Raw genomic sequence first — 16,833 nt, 5'->3', positions numbered from 1 at the left:
GCGTGCTGTTCGGGCCGTAAGCGGCGCGAAACGCCGGTGTGCCTGTTGGTACGCTTAACCCTTGGTTCTTCTGGCGGCTAAGCCCCGGCAGGAACTGCATGCGCGGTGTTTTTCAGCACCGGCCCGGTATACTTCTCAATCTCAAGCTGCGCCATTTGCCCACAGTTACCCTGCGCCAGACTGGAAGAACCAATATCGAAAGTCAGGCAGTTGATATTGCCGTTCTTACAAAGAGAACCCGGTACCGCTGGATCCGCCGGGTCAAACCATGCCCCTTCGCTGATGCGCACCACCCCTGGACGTACATCTTCAGATACCACAGCACCTACCAATATCTGCCCACGGTCATTGAACGCACGGACTAAATCGCCATTAACAATGTTACGCCCCTTGGCATCCTGTGGGCTTATCAGTATCGCTTCCCGATCGGCCACGGCGTATTTTTCACGCAGTGGTGTGTTATCTAACTGTGAATGCAGCCGGTTGATTGGGTGTGCGGTGTTTAGCGACAGTGGATATTTCTTCGCTTCCACCCCGCGATACCATTCATGAGGTGGCATCCAGGTCGGGATCCCCTGACAATCAGCGTATTCCATTTTAGCGATAGTATCGGAGTAGATCTCAATCTTGCCAGACGGGGTACCCAGCGGGTTGAGCAATGGATTGTCACGATAATCAGCAAAGCGCACCCACTGCTGGTTCGCTTCGGGGATAGGGAAGCGAATGTAGTTGTTCGATTGCCAGAACATATCGAATGGCGGCAGAGCGACCCGTGCGGTACGGGCCTGAGACTTCATATCGTCGTACATCGCTTTCAGCCACTGAGTCTCATCTTTGCCCTCGGTAAAGGCATCAATCACTCCCAGCTTGGTGGCCATCGCCGCGAAGATATCAAAATCATTACGCGCTTCATGCTGTGGCGGCACGCATTGGTGCATCGGGAAGACATAAAGTTGCGAGTAATCGCCGCCCATCTCCAGATCGTTACGCTCATAGCTGGTGGTCGCCGGTAATACGATATCGGCGTGTTTAGCGGTGGCGGTCCAATAGGGTTCGTTAACCACAATGGTTTCAGGGTGCTGCCAGGCTTTCACCAGATTGTTGGTATCCTGATGCTGGTGGAAAGTATTGCCACCGGCAACGTAGACCATTTTCACATCTGGATAGGTGACTTTGGTGCCATTGAAATCAATGACTTTCCCCGGATTGGCCAGACATTCGGCAATCCGCGCCACTGGAATCGGCGATGGTGAGTTCTTCGGTGCACTCCCGGCAGAAATCCCCGGTAAAATGCCGCCCTTGGCCGTTGGGCTACCGCCAGAGGAGTAGTGATAGCTGAAGCCAAAGCCGCCACCCGGCAGGCCAATTTGGCCCAGCATTGCCGCGACGGTGACCAGTAACCAGTGTTGCTGCTCACCGTGATGCTGACGTTGAATCCCCCAACCGCCCATAATCATGGTGCGCTGTTTAGCCATATCTCGCGCCAGTTGGCGCAACACATCGGCATCCACACCACTGATATCCGCCGCCCATTCTGCGTTTTTCGGCTGACCGTCAGTTTCACCGAGCAGATAGGCCTGGAATTTATCAAAACCAATGGTGTAGGTTTTTATAAAGTCAGGATTATGCAGTTTTTCTGTTAATAGCGTATGGGCGATACCGATCAACATGGCGCTGTCGGTATATGGCCGTGGCGCAATCCATTGTGCATTGGTGAATTTAGCACTGTCGTTATGCACCGGATCAATACTGATAACTTTGGTACCTTTCTTCTTCAGCGCTTCAAAACCAGTTTGACCCACATGATCGGGGATATTCCAACTGTTTTTCAAGGTGATCATCGGGTTACAGCCCCAGAGGATCACCAGCTCGCTGTTATCTACCACGTTTGGCCAGGCCGTCTGCTGTTCGTAGACCTCCATTGACCCCATGACGTGGGTCATAATCACCTGTGCCGCACCGGTTGAATAGTCACCGGCATAGCCCAAAAAACCCCCACTCAGGTTCATTAAGCGTTGTAGTAGCGTGCGGCTGTTATGTAGCATCCCCACACTTTTCCAGCCATAAGATCCGGCGTACAGCGCTTGCGGGCCGTGGTCTTTCTGCACCCGCACAATTTCGCCGCATACCAGTTCAGTGGCTTTATCCCAACTGACACGTACCCACTCATCCCGGCCACGCAGTTCGGTATGGCTACCGGGGCCACCTTCCAACCAACTTTTACGCACCATCGGGTATTTGATGCGGTTATCCGCATGCACCTGATAGGGTGCCATAGTGATCAGGTCATTCGGCCATGGATCATCTTTGACAGGTTGCACACCGATCATCCGGCCATTCTCGACGATAGCTTCAAATGCGCCCCAATGAGCGCCGGTCAGAATACCTTTTTGCGCCTGACGCAGTGCCAGAAACTGAGGTAATGCCTGACTGATGGCTTGGGCTAATGCAGATTTGGGCCACAGGCCACCAACGATAGGCAATACAGCCAGTGCGCTGGTTCCGAGTAAGAAGCGACGGCGGCTCATTTCTAACGGTTGTTGTTCGTATTTAGTCATTTTCGCCTCTTATTTACAGCTTGGCCGGCATATCACTGGCATGTTTTTGTACATACTGTGTCATCACACGCAACTGTTCCTGAGTCAGGGAGGTGCGTGGTGCCATGCCTTTGATTACCCCAATCCATTGGTTAGCGTTGAAGCGATCCAGTGCGGTTAAACCGTGGCAGCCGGTACAGTTGGCCGACATCATATCAGCGGCATAGCGCCAAATTTTCTGTTTATCATCAACGAGTTGTTTCTTAGGTAACCACACCTGTAGTGCAACTTGATGCCAAACCAGATTGGTTTCTGCATCGGTCTGCGTGTTCAATGTTTTCAGCGCTTTTTGTGCGTCCTCGCCCAGTAATACACTCAGAATACGTTTCCCTTGTGCGGCATAGAACACTTCGGCCACCCCATCTTGCTGCCAGCCTTTAACATCAACCAACACCTGATCACCTTGCTGTTTTACCACTTCAACTTGTGTTGAGGGCATCAGGTTACCGGCGTTATGGCTGTCACCAGCACTCATAAAGAAAGGCTCGGTGGCGATGGTATATAAGGTGGTCGCCGTTGCGGGTGTTTGTGCCGCCGCCGTTGCCAACTCTGCCGCGCCAGCCTGGGTCACCTCACTCATATCCGGCAGGATATGGGCCACGCCTTTATGGCAATCGATACAGGTTTCACCTTGCTTAATAGCCACCGGATGCTGAATACGCGCTTCAGCACTTTGTCCGGTGATGTCCATCGCATCAAAGCTGTGACATGAGCGGCAAGTGGCCGAATCATTCTCTTTTAGCGTTTTCCATACCGACTGCGCCATGGCGAGCTTATGGGCTTCATATTTCTCAGGTGTATTAATAGTGCCGACCATTTCACCGTAGATATCTTTGACCGCGCGGATTTTGGTCCACAGATAATCAAGCGGTTCGTGTGGCACATGGCAGTCAGCACATTCAGCACGGATGCCTTTGGTGTTTTGGAAGTGGACACTGCCTTGATATTCAGCCAGTGGCTGTTGCATGGTGTGACAGGACACGCAGAACGCGGTATCACTGGTTTTATGAAAGACGGTGGCGGTACCTGCTAATAGTGCAGCACCAATAATGATGCCGATCAGCAGGAGCCATAACCATCCCCACCGGCGTCGCTTCACGAAGCCAGTTTGTTTCTTGCTCATAAATTGCCCCACTTAATATATCTAATAGTTATTGGTAAAACGAAGTTATCTAATGCCTCGATACTCAAAAGGCCAGATAATCTGCCAACAGACCCTTATCCACTAGCGATAAGTATTTCCCATAAAATAAGTGGGTCTATTGTAGGGGGATTTGGTGCTGATGACTAACTCGTTAGGGGTATTTAGCAATATTAGTTCAGATTTGCTGAATATAAATGCGAGGTATGAGTCAGTTTTAGCGCTATACCACAAATATCTCTCTAAATTAAAGGGTTATATACCTTGTTATATAATGGTATTTTTTAGTCGAAGGGGTAATAGAACTGCTTATTTAACCATAAATCGATGGCATGACGACTGGCTTCAAAATGAGGTTCGGGTAATTCCCGCGGATTGCACCATAGCCATTGCTGACACTTGTCAGGTTCTTTCAGCTCTGGCTGCCCACCGGCGTGTTGCGCCAACAAGCAAACGGAAACGGTATGTTTACCTTCTGCGCGCCAGGTGGCGATGTTATTGCATAATGCGATAACATTCATCTCTTTGATATTTAAGCCTGTTTCTTCGGCTACTTCACGTTTTGCGGCTTGTTCAAAAGACTCTCCGGCCTCCATGTGGCCACCGGGAATCGACCAATAAGGGGCGTGCTGACCGCAACGTTTACCCAGTAACACCTCACCTTGTTGATTGACGATAATGACACCCACACCGACTGCAACGGACATTGTACGGACTCCTGTTAAATGAAGGTCAGCAACCATCAGCTATTATGGTTTTTTTACTGCTGACGGAGTTAAATTCACCACGAAAATGTGCGGGCTGTCAAAAATCCATCAAGAATAGAAGCAGAAAACTTGCATATATTCTCAGTCGGAAACACACTACTTGAAACGTTTCAGCGTTATCTCGTCACCAAATGATAAAGGGTAACGCTCCTTTTTCTCATTAAAGCTGAAACGATTCAATTTCAGCAAGAGAGGAGATTTATGTTCCAGTTATCTACGCAAGATATCCATCTGGCTGCACAGGCAGACAGCAAAAACGCTGCTATTACTCAGGTTGCTGCAGCACTTACTCAGGCTGGCTGTGTTGCCGCCGCTTATGTCGATGGCATGCTGGCCCGCGAGCAGCAAACCTCTACTTACCTGGGTAATGGCATTGCCATTCCACATGGTACCACTGATACTCGCGACCTGGTGCTAAACACCGGTGTGCAAGTTTTCCAATTCCCGCAGGGTATTGCATGGGGCGAAGATCAAACCGCCTATATTGTTATCGGTATCGCCGCGCGTTCAGATGAACATCTGGCATTGTTACGCCAACTGACCCACGTATTAAGTGATGATGCTGTTGCTGCACGTCTGGCGAAAACCACCTCGGCTGAAGAGTTACGCAGTTTGCTGATGGGTGAGCAAAAAACCGCTGAATTCCATTTTGACACGTCACTGATCGCAATCGATGTGGCGGCTGACAATCTGATCACGCTGCAAGCACTGAATGCCGGTCGCTTGCAACAAATTGGCGCAGTAGATGCTCATTTTGTTAGCGATGTCATTACCCGTGAGCCACTCAATTTGGGACAGGGTATCTGGCTGAGCGACAGTACCGAAGGTAATTTGGTCAGTGCTGCCACAGTAAGCCGCCCGGTAGCTGCATTTGAGCACCATGGCGAAAAAGTGGCGCTGTTGCTGACGCTCTCCGTGGCCGATGACCAACCGCTGTCGGTATTGAACTATTTAAGTGATTTACTGTTGGCGAAAAAAGCTGACGTTTTGCTGAACGCTGATGCTGCCGCCTTGCTAGCCTTGCTCACCAGTGAGTATGTCGAGCAGAATGAAGTATTAAGCGCGGAGTTTGCTATCCGTAATGAACACGGGTTACATGCGCGCCCAGGGACGATTTTAGTCAATACAATCAAACAGTTTACCAGTGAAATCACCGTGACCAATCTGGACGGCACCGGTAAACCCGCTAATGGACGTAGTCTGATGAAAGTTGTGGCTTTAGGGGTTAAAAAAGGCAATCGCCTGCGCTTTACCGCCAGTGGTGAAGATGCACAAGCAGCATTGGATGCTATTGGTGAAGCTATCGCCGCCGGTTTGGGCGAGGGGGCAGCATGAGCAGAAGAGTTGCAACCATCACGCTGAACCCGGCTTATGATCTGGTGGGTTTTTGCCCTGAAATTGAACGCGGTGAAGTTAATTTGGTGAAAACTGCCGGCCTGCATGCCGCGGGTAAAGGGATTAATGTTGCCAAGGTGCTGAAAGACCTAGGGATTGATGTCACGGTTGGTGGCTTCCTGGGTAAAGATAACCAAGACGGTTTTCAACTGTTATTCAGCGAGCTGGGTATTGCTAACCGCTTTCAGGTGGTACCGGGCCGTACTCGCATTAACGTCAAACTGACAGAAAAAGATGGCGAAGTGACCGATTTCAACTTCTCCGGTTTTGAAGTCAATAAGCCGGATTGGGATCGTTTTGTCACTGACTCGCTGAGCTGGTTGGGGCAATTCGATATGGTCGCGGTCAGTGGTAGCTTGCCCGAGGGCGTAAACCCTGATGATTTTACCGATTGGATGAAACGCCTGCGTAGCCAATGCCCGTGCATTATTTTCGACAGCAGTCGTGAAGCATTGGTCGCAGGCCTGAAAGCCTCCCCTTGGTTGGTGAAACCCAATCGTCGTGAACTGGAGATCTGGGCGGGTCGTCCATTGCCTGAATTGGGTGATGTGGTAGAAGCCGCACATGCTCTGCGTGATCAAGGGATTGCTCATGTGGTGATTTCTCTCGGGGCTGAAGGGGCATTGTGGGTCAATGCGTCGGGTGCCTGGTTGGCAAAACCACCTGCCTGTGAAGTGGTCAGTACCGTCGGTGCCGGTGACTCCATGGTCGGTGGCCTGATTTATGGTTTGTTAATGCGCGAGTCCAGCGAGCACACGCTGCGTCTGGCAACAGCAGTTGCAGCTTTGGCGGTGAGCCAGAGCAATGTTGGTATTACGGATCGCCCGCAGTTGGCAGCCATGATGGCAAGAGTCGACCTGAAACCCTTTAATTAATCCCTGGAGGCGAAATGAAAACGCTACTAATAATAGACAGTTCGCTCGGGCAGGCCAGAGGCCACCTTGCGACACTGATGTTGGGTGCTGCGGCGGCAAAAGCAGGACTGAGCTGGGTTGAGAATGCCACTGATGCAGAACTGGTGATTGTCGCCGGGCAATCAGCCCCGGCTGACAGTGCGCTGAACGGTAAAAAGCTCTATATCGGTGATGTGGAAAAAGCGGTGCGCGATCCTGATAGTTTCCTGGCGCAAGCCATTGCGCAGGCTAAACCTTACCAGGCTGCGGTTGCTGTCGCACCCGTGACCACCGCGGTGGCTGGCCCGAAACGTATTGTGGCTATTACTGCTTGCCCGACAGGTGTAGCACACACTTTTATGGCTGCTGAAGCCATTGAAAGTGAAGCGAAAAAACGTGGCTGGTGGGTGAAGGTTGAAACGCGTGGCTCGGTTGGTGCCGGTAATGCGATTACACCAGAAGAAGTGGCTGCGGCTGATCTGGTGATTGTTGCTGCGGATATTGAAGTGGATTTGGATAAGTTTGCGGGCAAACCGATGTACCGTACCACGACAGGTTTGGCGCTGAAGAAAACCGTACAAGAACTGGATAAAGCACTGGTTGAAGCTGAAGTCTATCAGCCTAAAACCGGCAGCAGCACCGGTACCAAAAAAACAGAAACCGGTGGTCCTTATCGTCACCTGCTGACCGGTGTGTCTTACATGTTGCCAATGGTGGTTGCTGGCGGCTTGTGTATTGCCCTGTCATTTGTGTTCGGTATTAAAGCCTTTGAAGTGAAAGGCACATTGGCTGCCGCCTTGATGCAAATTGGTGGCGGTTCTGCTTTTGCGCTGATGGTACCTGTTCTGGCCGGTTTCATTGCATTCTCAATTGCTGATCGTCCGGGTCTGACCCCAGGTTTGATTGGCGGGATGTTGGCAGTGAGTACCGGGGCTGGTTTCCTCGGCGGTATTATCGCAGGTTTCCTGGCCGGCTATGTGGCGAAAGCCATCAGCACTAAGCTGCGTTTACCGCAAAGTATGGAAGCACTTAAACCGATACTGATTATTCCACTGGTAGCGAGTCTGATAGTGGGTTTGATTATGATTTATGTGGTCGGTACGCCGGTGGCAAAAATCATGGCAGGTCTGACTAACTGGCTGCAATCCATGGGTACCGCCAATGCCGTGTTGTTGGGGGCTATCCTCGGCGCCATGATGTGTACCGATATGGGGGGGCCGGTGAACAAAGCCGCCTACGCGTTTGGTGTGGCACTCCTGAGTTCTTCTGTTTACGCGCCGATGGCCGCTATCATGGCCGCAGGGATGGTTCCTCCGCTGGCGATGGGACTGGCCACACTGTTGGCACGTCACAAGTTTGACAAAGGTGAGCAGGAAGGGGGCAAGGCTGCGCTGGTTCTGGGGCTGTGCTTTATCTCTGAAGGGGCAATTCCGTTTGCCGCCCGTGACCCGATGCGTGTCTTGCCGTGCTGTATCGCCGGTGGTGCGCTGACAGGTGCATTGTCTATGGCATTCGGTGCGCAACTGATGGCCCCACACGGTGGTTTGTTCGTGTTATTGATCCCCGGGGCAATTCATCCGGTGCTGCTGTATCTGGTGGCAATCATTGCCGGTACCGTATTGGCAGGTGGTCTGTATGCGATGTTGAAACGCGCTGATGTTGTGGTCGCAAAAGCGGCATAAGCGCGGCATCATAAGCTTCACTCATAAAAAACCGGCCTTATGCGCCGGTTTTTTTATGTTTACTCACAGTGATTCGGCTAAACGCCATTCAGCTAGACTTTAGCTTGTGAGTTCAGCTTGTGACTTCAGCCAGGCTATCTCTTCAGCCCAAATATCAGGATTGACCGTTTCTAAAATCAGCGGGATATTATCAAAACGGGGATCACGCATAATATAGCTGAACACGGTTTTACCAATATTGCCCTCACCGAGACTGTGGTGTCGATCGACCCGGCTGTTAAATTCACTTTTCGCATCATTAAGATGCATACCGCGCAGATACTGAAACCCGACGATATCGCTAAGTTGCTTGAAGGTATGTTCGCAATCTTCTTCCGTGCGCAGATCATAACCGGCAGCAAAAGCATGGCAAGTATCAATGCAAACACCGACGCGGCTCTTATCTTCCACCCCATCAATGATGGCGGCCAGATGCTCAAACTTAAACCCCAGATTACTGCCCTGACCGGCGGTGTTTTCAATCACCGCTGTCACCCCTTCACTGACATCGAGCGCCATATTGATAGATTCGGCGATACGTGCCAGACACTTATCTTCATCAATTTGCAGTAAATGGCTGCCTGGGTGGAAATTCAGTAATGACAACCCCAGTTGTTGACAGCGGGCTATCTCGTCGATAAAGGCTTCGCGGGATTTCTCCAGCGCTTCAGTGACGGGATGGCCCAGATTAATCAGATAGCTGTCATGTGGCAGAATTTGAGCGGAGGTATAACCGTATAGCTCACAAGCTTGCTTGAACTTCTCTATCACATCTTCTGCCAGCGGTGCGGCACGCCACTGACGTTGATTCTTGGTAAACAGGGCAAAGGCGGTGGCCTCAAGTTCGTGCGCCCGAATCACAGCCTGGTCTACACCACCTGCTGCGCTGACATGTGCACCGACAAATTTCATTCCATTCTCCTTTGATAACTGGGCCATTATGGCACTGATAACGCCATGATTGAATGGGCGAAGCTGCAAGGAAAAGAAAAGGGCCGCGAGCGGCCCTGAAGTGACATGTTTTATGCCGCGATATGTTGCACCAGCAAATTGATGCCGGTCCCACCGACTATCAGCCAGACAAACAGCAGCAGTGCCAATAATAGCGGTTTTACCCCGGCCTGACGGATAGAGCCCACATGGGTGGTCAGTCCGAGAGCGGCCATCGCCATCGCCAGCAAAATGGTGTCCAGTGTAATCAGGTGATTCACCCATGCCGCAGGTAATAGATTCAGTGAGTTAAACCCGGCCATCAGAATAAATATCACTGCAAACCAAGGAATAGTGATGGCACTTTTTTCCCGTTTTTCACCACCGGTGTTGAGGTTGCAACGCGCCAAATAGGCTGAGAGTAACAACAGGAACGGAGCCAGCATCATCACCCGGATCATTTTAGTAATCACGGCGGCGTTTTCAGCCTGAAAACCGATGGCATGTCCGGCGGCAACCACCTGTGCGACCTCATGAATCGTTGAACCGGCAAAAATACCAAAGGTTTCCTGACTAAACGGCAACCATTGGTAATGCAGGTTTAGCTGATACAGCCATGGGTAGACAAAAATGGCGAGCGTGCCGAAAATCACCACAGTGGCGACAGCAACCGCCACTTTACTGGCATCAGCTTTTAGCACCGGCTCGGTGGCCATAATAGCTGCGGCGCCACAAATACTGCTACCGGCACCAATTAACATCACGGTTTGCTGGTCCAGACCAAATACCCGTTTACCCAGCCAGCATGCCAGCACAAAGGTTGAACTGAGGGTCAAAAGGTCAATAACCATACCGGTAGCCCCCACATCCGCCACTTGTTGAAAGGTCAGCCGGAAGCCGTATAAAATGATACCCAGTCGCAGTAAATGCTGTTTGGCGAAGACGACGCCATCAGAGCAGACGGGTTGTACCCACGGATACAAGGTATTGCCGACCACGATGCCAAACAAAATGGCCAGCGTCAGTGCCCCCAACCCCATATTGATAAACCACGGCATATCACCCACGTTGAGCGCCAACCCGGTAATCACGCCGGTTAACACCAAGCCCGCAATGTAGCGGCTTAGGGGGAACTGATGTGTTCGAGGGAGTTCTTTAGTATGAGAAGTCGCCATGTTTGTGTCCTGTGTTCTGTAAAGATTGCACACAGTTTAACGCCTTCAATCTTAATAGATAAATTCATTATATATTTATAATTAATCTATATAAGTGGTAAGGGCGGTGATGGCAGCGCCCAACACCTGATTTTGCCTATCTCTGTGGGGGAGCGTGAATGACCATGAAGTTTGGTATGATATACATAACGGAAATGTACACGGGCGGGGGTATCCCCATAACCGTCAAGGCAGCAGTTTTGATATGAAGAAAGCAAAACATGAAAAGTCGCTGTGGGTGATATTGGTGATTGCCTCACTTATTTATTTGTTGATCCCTCCTTATTTGATCGCTTATTTTTTCAAGTTATATAACTTGAATCCTTTTCATATTGTCCCGCTACCCCATTTTAATCCCTTCAAGAGTGAACGTGGGATTCCTTTATCTCAAACGTTTAGCTATTTATTATTTATCTGGTTGATTTTTAACGCATTCATCAGCACTATAGTGGCTATTATTTACCGCATATTCTTTTATTCAGATGATAATGAATAGTATTCTTACTGCTTAATTTCATCCGCCGATAACCTCCCGATTTTACTCAAAGGTGTTAGTCTTATACGGTAATAGAGGCTATATACCCGCCATCGTTCATGTTGCAGGTGTGTTGGCTGTGCTCGCTCACTCGAATCACTTACTGGTGTAAGCTCATCGAGGGTTCTGTTGCTTGCCGCCGGCCTGTATTTTGAAATCTATTGGGTACACTTTTGTCCGTCAGTTATTGTATTAACAACTAATTAGGCAGCTCGTTTCATCCAGTCACTGACGAACAGAGTGATGATAGCGTCCTCCATTTTTTACTACAGAGACCGTTATGCACATAACCTTACGTCAACTTGAAGTCTTTACTGAGGTGCTAAAAAGCGGCTCTACGACCCAAGCCTCGGTTGTGCTCGCGCTTTCACAATCGGCAGTCAGCGCTGCGTTGGCGGATTTGGAAGGGCAATTGAGGGTGCAACTGTTTGATAGGGTCGGTAAGCGTTTAGTCACCAATGAGCATGGGCGGTTGCTTTATCCCAAAGCATTGGCATTGCTGGATCAGGCAATTGAAATAGAACAACTTTTTTTGCAGGACTTAGGCGCGTTGCGGATTGCTGCCAGCAGCACTATTGGCAACTATATGTTACCGGGCATGATTGCCAAATACCGGCGTGACTTTCCCGACACACCGCTGGAATTGAATATCGGTAACAGTCAGGATGTGATTGAAGCAGTGGCAGATTTTCGCGGTGATCTGGGGCTGATTGAAGGGCCGTGCCATATGCCGGAACTGATGACCAAAGCCTGGCAACAGGATGAGTTGGTGGTGTTTGCGGCCCCAGATAATCCGTTATGCCATAAGATGCTGACACTGGAGGAGCTGGCCGATGCAGCTTGGATCCTACGTGAGCGCGGTTCTGGCACCCGCGAAGTGCTCGATCACTTACTGTTGGCAAAATTACCGCATTTCAAGTTGGTTATGGAGCTTGGGAATTCAGAAGCGATTAAGCGGGCGGTGCGTTATGGCATGGGAATCAGTTGTTTGTCGCGCCGGGTGATTGCCGATCAACTGGCCAACGGTGAACTGATCGTACTCAACATCCCTTTGCCACCACTGATACGAACCTTATATTTGATTCATCATCGGCAAAAACATATCTCTAACGCCTTGCAGCGCTTTCTCAGCTACTGTCAGGAAGAGGTCTGAACCGCAGAATTAGCCGAGAGCGAGTTACCCCTGTAGGGATAAGGTTTTTAAGCGTTTTACACCAATGATATTGGCTATTGCGGCAAGAATACCCGATAGAGAGAGGCTTTTACTGGCAAATGAGCTTTTGCTAATAATTGCACCGGGATCATGAAGGTATCTTATATCAGCGCATTGTTACTATCCGAGTCGGTGGGATTTGTTACAATCCCGCCTTATTTTTTAAGGGTGGATTAGGGTAAGAATGACTCAGCAAAATACTAAAATCCCAGTGCAGCAGGGTGCGCAGCGTTTACGTCGGGAGCTTAAATCACGGCACTTAGCCATGATTGCTATCGGTGGTTCTATTGGTACCGGTTTGTTTGTTGCCTCAGGGGCAACGGTATCGCAAGCAGGCCCGGGTGGAGCATTGCTCTCCTATGCATTGATTGGCCTGATGGTTTATTTCCTGATGACCAGTCTCGGTGAGCTGGCGGCGTTTATGCCGGTATCAGGCTCATTTTCAACTTATGGTTCCAAATACGTCGAGGAAGGCTTTGGTTTCGCCCTTGGCTGGAACTATTGGTACAACTGGGCCGTCACTATCGCTGTTGACTTGGTTGCGGCACAATTGGTGATGAATTACTGGTTCCCAGACGCACCAGGCTGGATTTGGAGTGCGCTGTTCCTCGCCCTGATGTTTTTACTGAACTACATCTCAGTAAAAGGCTTTGGTGAAGCGGAATACTGGTTCTCACTGATTAAAGTCACCACAGTCATTATCTTCATCATTATTGGTGTAATGATGATTAGCGGCATTATGAAAGGCGGTGAGAGCGCGGGTTGGCACAACTGGACCATTGGTGATGCACCCTTTGCCGGGGGCTTCTCGGCGATGATTGGTGTGGCAATGATTGTTGGTTTCTCTTTCCAAGGCACTGAACTGATTGGTATTGCGGCCGGTGAATCAAAAGACCCAGGTAAAAATATTCCACGCGCAGTGCGCAAGGTGTTCTGGCGTATTTTACTGTTCTATATCTTTGCCATTTTGATTATCAGCCTGATTATTCCGTATACCGATCCAAGTCTGTTACGTAATGATGTCAAAGATATCAGTGTTAGCCCATTCACGCTGGTATTCCAGAATGCAGGTTTGCTGTCAGCGGCTGCGGTGATGAATGCGGTTATCCTGACGGCAGTGTTGTCAGCGGGTAACTCGGGGATGTATGCCTCAACCCGTATGTTGTTTACCCTGGCCTCAGAAGGTAAAGCGCCACGTATCTTTGCCAAGCTGTCTGAGGGCGGGGTGCCACGTAATGCTCTGTATGCCACCACGGTAGTGGCCGGATTGTGCTTCCTAAGTTCAATGTTTGGCAACCAAACTGTGTATCTGTGGTTACTTAATACCTCAGGTATGACTGGCTTTATTGCTTGGTTGGGTATTGCTATCAGCCATTATCGTTTCCGCCGTGGCTATATGATGCAAGGCCGTGACTTGAACGACTTACCGTATCAGTCTGGTTTCTTCCCGATAGGGCCGATTTTCGCCTTCGTACTGTGTTTGGTTATTACTTTGGGGCAGAACTATCAGGCTTTCTTGCAAGACCGCATTGATTGGTATGGTGTGACTGCAACCTATATTGGTATTCCATTGTTCCTGGTGATTTGGTTTGGCTACAAATTGAGCCGTGGCACTAAGGTTATCAAATACCAAGAGATGGAATTCCCGAAATGGCGTGATGACAGTGAAGATAATCCTGAGCCGACAAAGCCGGTGATGACAGCTGACTAGTTTTTAGCGCTAATCAAAATTAAGCCACAGTGATGGCAGGGCGATAATCTTATCGCCCTTTTTTTGGGCTGTAAGCTGGTGATTATTTAAGCAAAGTTAAGCAAATAATTTCGCTAACTTCTCTTTATGGCCCTTTTGAATACGGGGATGAATCAGGCTTATTGATTAAATAATATTATAAAATAAGGATTTACAGCGTATTGCACTTAATTGTTTATCGCAATCTTATTGATAAGTATTATCGTTTGTTTTATTGTTAGCGCCATCTTGTAAGGAACGATAAGGGGGAGCGGTGCAACAGTCATCACGGAGCATGGCCAAAGGGGGGGTTAGCGATGCTGGTTCACCTGACTCACTTACTCGTCTAAGCGCATCGGGACGCAGTTCACCCGTGACTCTAATTACTTTGGGTATATTTTGGCAGTAACAGATTTCATAAAATAATAATTAGGCAGAAAGAGCCGGAAGCGATATTTCTGCTGTGGTGAGCTATTGCCGACATTAATAAAAAATAAATTTTCACCTGTCCGCCAGGCGGCATTGCTGCAAGTAAAAAACGCCTGCGGAAAAGGTTGTTGATAAATTTACACCTCATGGAGATCGTGTAATGGTTAAGGTTAACAAGGGTTTTAGAAAATCTCACTGTGCGGCATTAGTGATAGCTGCAATTATCTCATCTCAGGCATCCGCCGCTGAAACAAAAAATACCACGGCAACCGACACCATGGTTGTCACGGCATCCGGTTTCCAACAACGCATTCAAGATTCTGCGGCATCTATTTCTGTGGTTACCCGCGAGCAGATTGAAAATAAAGCCTACCGTGATATTACCGATGCGCTGAAAGATGTTCCCGGCGTTGTTGTCACCGGTGGTGGTAGCCACAGTGATATCAGTATTCGTGGCATGTCCGCTAAATACACCCTGATTCTGGTGGATGGTAAACGTGTTGATACCCGTGGCACCCGCCCTAACAGCGACGGTTCAGGGATTGAGCAAGGCTGGCTGCCACCACTTGCCGCCATTGAGCGTATTGAAGTTGTACGTGGCCCGATGTCCTCTTTATATGGTTCGGATGCCATGGGGGGGGTAATCAACGTCATTACCCGGAAGGTGGGTAAAGAGTGGCAAGGCACGGTGCGCGCAGATGCCACCTTGCAGGAGGATTCAGACTCCGGCGATATATATCAGACCAATGCTTACGCTTCTGGTCCATTAATTGATGGCTTGCTGGGATTGAAAGTTAGCGGGCTTCTCTCGCATCGTAGCGAAGATAAGATAATAGATGGCTACAATGAACAGCGCATGAGAAACGGTGCGGCAACATTTACCCTGACTCCTGATGATAAAAACGAATTTGATTTTGATATCGGCCATTATGTGCAGGACCGAAACTCAACCGCCGGGCGTTCAGTGGCATTAACCGGTAAAAGCAGTGACGTGCAATATGACCGTAATAATTATGCGATTACCCACCACGGTTATTATGATTTCGGTAATTCAACCAGCTATGTTCAACGAGATGAAACCCGTAATCCATCACGTGACATGAAGAGTGTTGATAATATCTTTAATAGCCAAACCTCATTCCTGTTCGATAGCCATACTTTAATTCTTGGCGGTCAATATCGTTATGAAGAGCTGAATGACAAGGGTAATCAATTAGCCTCCGCCAAAGATTTGACTAAATTGACCCGTTGGAGTTGGGCGTTATTTGCAGAAGATGAATGGCAGATGACCAATGATTTCGCGCTGACCGGCGGTGTCCGTATGGATCAGGACGAAAACTATGGTACTCACTGGACACCACGTCTGTACGGTGTCTGGCATCTGGCTGAACAATGGACATTAAAGGGCGGGGTATCCGGTGGCTATCGTTCACCTGATTTGCGTCAGGCCACGGAAAACTGGGGGCAAATCACCGGCGGTGGTCGGGGTGACCCTGCTATCATTGTCGGTAATGCCAACCTGAAACCAGAAAGAAGTCTCAGCCAGGAAATTGGTGTGCTGTGGGATGATCAGGAAGGTATGAATGCCGGTGTGACACTGTTTAATACTGATTTTAAAGATAAAATCACCGAGGTACGCCGTTGTACTGATACCACGGGCAATGCGTCCGGCCAATGTATGATCAATGGTACCAGCTATAAATTTATTAGTGATCGCACCAACGTGGATAAAGCCATGACCCGTGGTGTGGAAGCGACTTTCGGTTGGGAAATCAATAAAGCCTGGTCACTGACATCGAACTACACCTTTACTCAATCTGAGCAGAAAAGTGGGCAATTCTCGGGTCAACCGTTGAACCAGATGCCTAAGCACATGTTGAACGGTACGCTGAACTGGCAGGCAAATGAAGAATTAGCCACCTGGGTTCGGGCTAACTACCGGGGTAGAACATCAGAGTATCTTGATCGTACCAGTATGGGCAATAAAACGCCGTCTTACACTTTTGTCGATTTAGGGGCTAACTATCAACTGACCAAAGAGTTCCGTTTGATGGGCGGCGTGTATAACGTACTGGATAAACGAGTGGATATCGAAGTTAACGATAAAGTGCTGGATGGGCGCCGTTATATGGTTGGTGCCAGCTACGATTTCTAATTTCCCTTTGTCCTTGAAGCCACAGGGGTGTTAGCGGCGTTCACTCACCCGAATCACTTGACTGAGTAAGCTCATCGGGATTTGTTCGCTTGCTGCCTACCTGTGACTCCAATG

General features: G+C 49.4%; 12 protein-coding genes. 7 read left to right on the top strand and 5 right to left on the bottom strand.

Translation table 11 applies throughout. The features are described 5' to 3' along the window. Nucleotides 1–77: 77 nt before the first annotated feature. The 3 genes from torA to Q2T71_RS13270 form a co-directional block, all read right to left on the bottom strand. On the bottom strand, nt 78–2,558 hold the full coding sequence (gene torA / locus Q2T71_RS13280) for a trimethylamine-N-oxide reductase TorA (RefSeq protein WP_083158373.1): 2,481 nt from the start codon (nt 2,556–2,558) through the stop codon (nt 78–80). Nucleotides 2,559–2,571: 13 nt separating this feature from the next. Next, complete coding sequence (locus Q2T71_RS13275; RefSeq protein ID WP_372559382.1) at nt 2,572–3,720, bottom strand: NapC/NirT family cytochrome c; 1,149 nt, start codon at nt 3,718–3,720, stop codon at nt 2,572–2,574. Between the two features lie 302 nt (nt 3,721–4,022). Continuing rightward, on the bottom strand, nt 4,023–4,445 hold the full coding sequence (locus tag Q2T71_RS13270; RefSeq protein ID WP_372559381.1) for an NUDIX hydrolase: 423 nt from the start codon (nt 4,443–4,445) through the stop codon (nt 4,023–4,025). Between the two features lie 261 nt (nt 4,446–4,706). On the opposite strand from Q2T71_RS13270, the gene fruB reads away from it, so the two are divergent. The 3 genes from fruB to fruA are packed head-to-tail and all read left to right on the top strand — an operon-like array spanning nt 4,707 to nt 8,475. Further along, entirely contained in the window at nt 4,707–5,840 is a 1,134-nt protein-coding gene (gene fruB / locus Q2T71_RS13265) for a fused PTS fructose transporter subunit IIA/HPr protein (RefSeq protein WP_372559380.1), read from the top strand. Beyond that, on the top strand, nt 5,837–6,775 hold the full coding sequence (fruK, locus tag Q2T71_RS13260; protein ID WP_083158377.1) for a 1-phosphofructokinase: 939 nt from the start codon (nt 5,837–5,839) through the stop codon (nt 6,773–6,775). Before fruB ends, fruK begins: the two co-directional genes overlap by 4 nt. Nucleotides 6,776–6,789: 14 nt before the next feature. Continuing rightward, entirely contained in the window at nt 6,790–8,475 is a 1,686-nt protein-coding gene (gene fruA / locus Q2T71_RS13255) for a PTS fructose transporter subunit IIBC (RefSeq protein ID WP_372559379.1), read from the top strand. Between the two features lie 99 nt (nt 8,476–8,574). Here the strand turns inward: fruA and nfo are convergent, their stop codons facing one another. After that, the gene (nfo, locus tag Q2T71_RS13250) at nt 8,575–9,426 is read right to left on the bottom strand and encodes a deoxyribonuclease IV (protein ID WP_372559378.1); all 852 of its coding nucleotides are present in this window, start codon (nt 9,424–9,426) and stop codon (nt 8,575–8,577) included. A 110-nt stretch (nt 9,427–9,536) separates the two neighbouring features. Continuing rightward, entirely contained in the window at nt 9,537–10,619 is a 1,083-nt protein-coding gene (locus tag Q2T71_RS13245) for a YeiH family protein (RefSeq protein WP_372559377.1), read from the bottom strand. Between the two features lie 154 nt (nt 10,620–10,773). Here Q2T71_RS13245 and Q2T71_RS13240 point away from each other — a divergent pair, with 154 nt between their 5' ends. The 4 genes from Q2T71_RS13240 (at nt 10,774) to Q2T71_RS13225 (ending at nt 16,719) form a co-directional block, all read left to right on the top strand. Beyond that, the gene (locus Q2T71_RS13240; protein ID WP_372559376.1) at nt 10,774–11,154 is read left to right on the top strand and encodes a hypothetical protein; all 381 of its coding nucleotides are present in this window, start codon (nt 10,774–10,776) and stop codon (nt 11,152–11,154) included. A 319-nt stretch (nt 11,155–11,473) separates the two neighbouring features. Beyond that, a complete protein-coding gene (gene yieE / locus Q2T71_RS13235) occupies nt 11,474–12,346 on the top strand; it encodes a DNA-binding transcriptional regulator YeiE (protein WP_372559375.1) in 873 nt (290 codons plus the stop codon). A 244-nt stretch (nt 12,347–12,590) separates the two neighbouring features. After that, complete coding sequence (locus Q2T71_RS13230) at nt 12,591–14,117, top strand: amino acid permease (protein ID WP_083158382.1); 1,527 nt, start codon at nt 12,591–12,593, stop codon at nt 14,115–14,117. Between the two features lie 607 nt (nt 14,118–14,724). Further along, the gene (locus Q2T71_RS13225; protein ID WP_372559374.1) at nt 14,725–16,719 is read left to right on the top strand and encodes a ligand-gated channel protein; all 1,995 of its coding nucleotides are present in this window, start codon (nt 14,725–14,727) and stop codon (nt 16,717–16,719) included. Nucleotides 16,720–16,833 lie beyond the last annotated feature (114 nt).

The organism is Yersinia sp. 1652 StPb PI, from assembly GCF_041538345.1.
Taxonomy (GTDB): domain Bacteria; phylum Pseudomonadota; class Gammaproteobacteria; order Enterobacterales; family Enterobacteriaceae; genus Yersinia; species Yersinia enterocolitica_E.
Note: the sequence above shows the minus strand (reverse complement) of the source record. Positions and strands in the feature narration are given on the sequence as shown.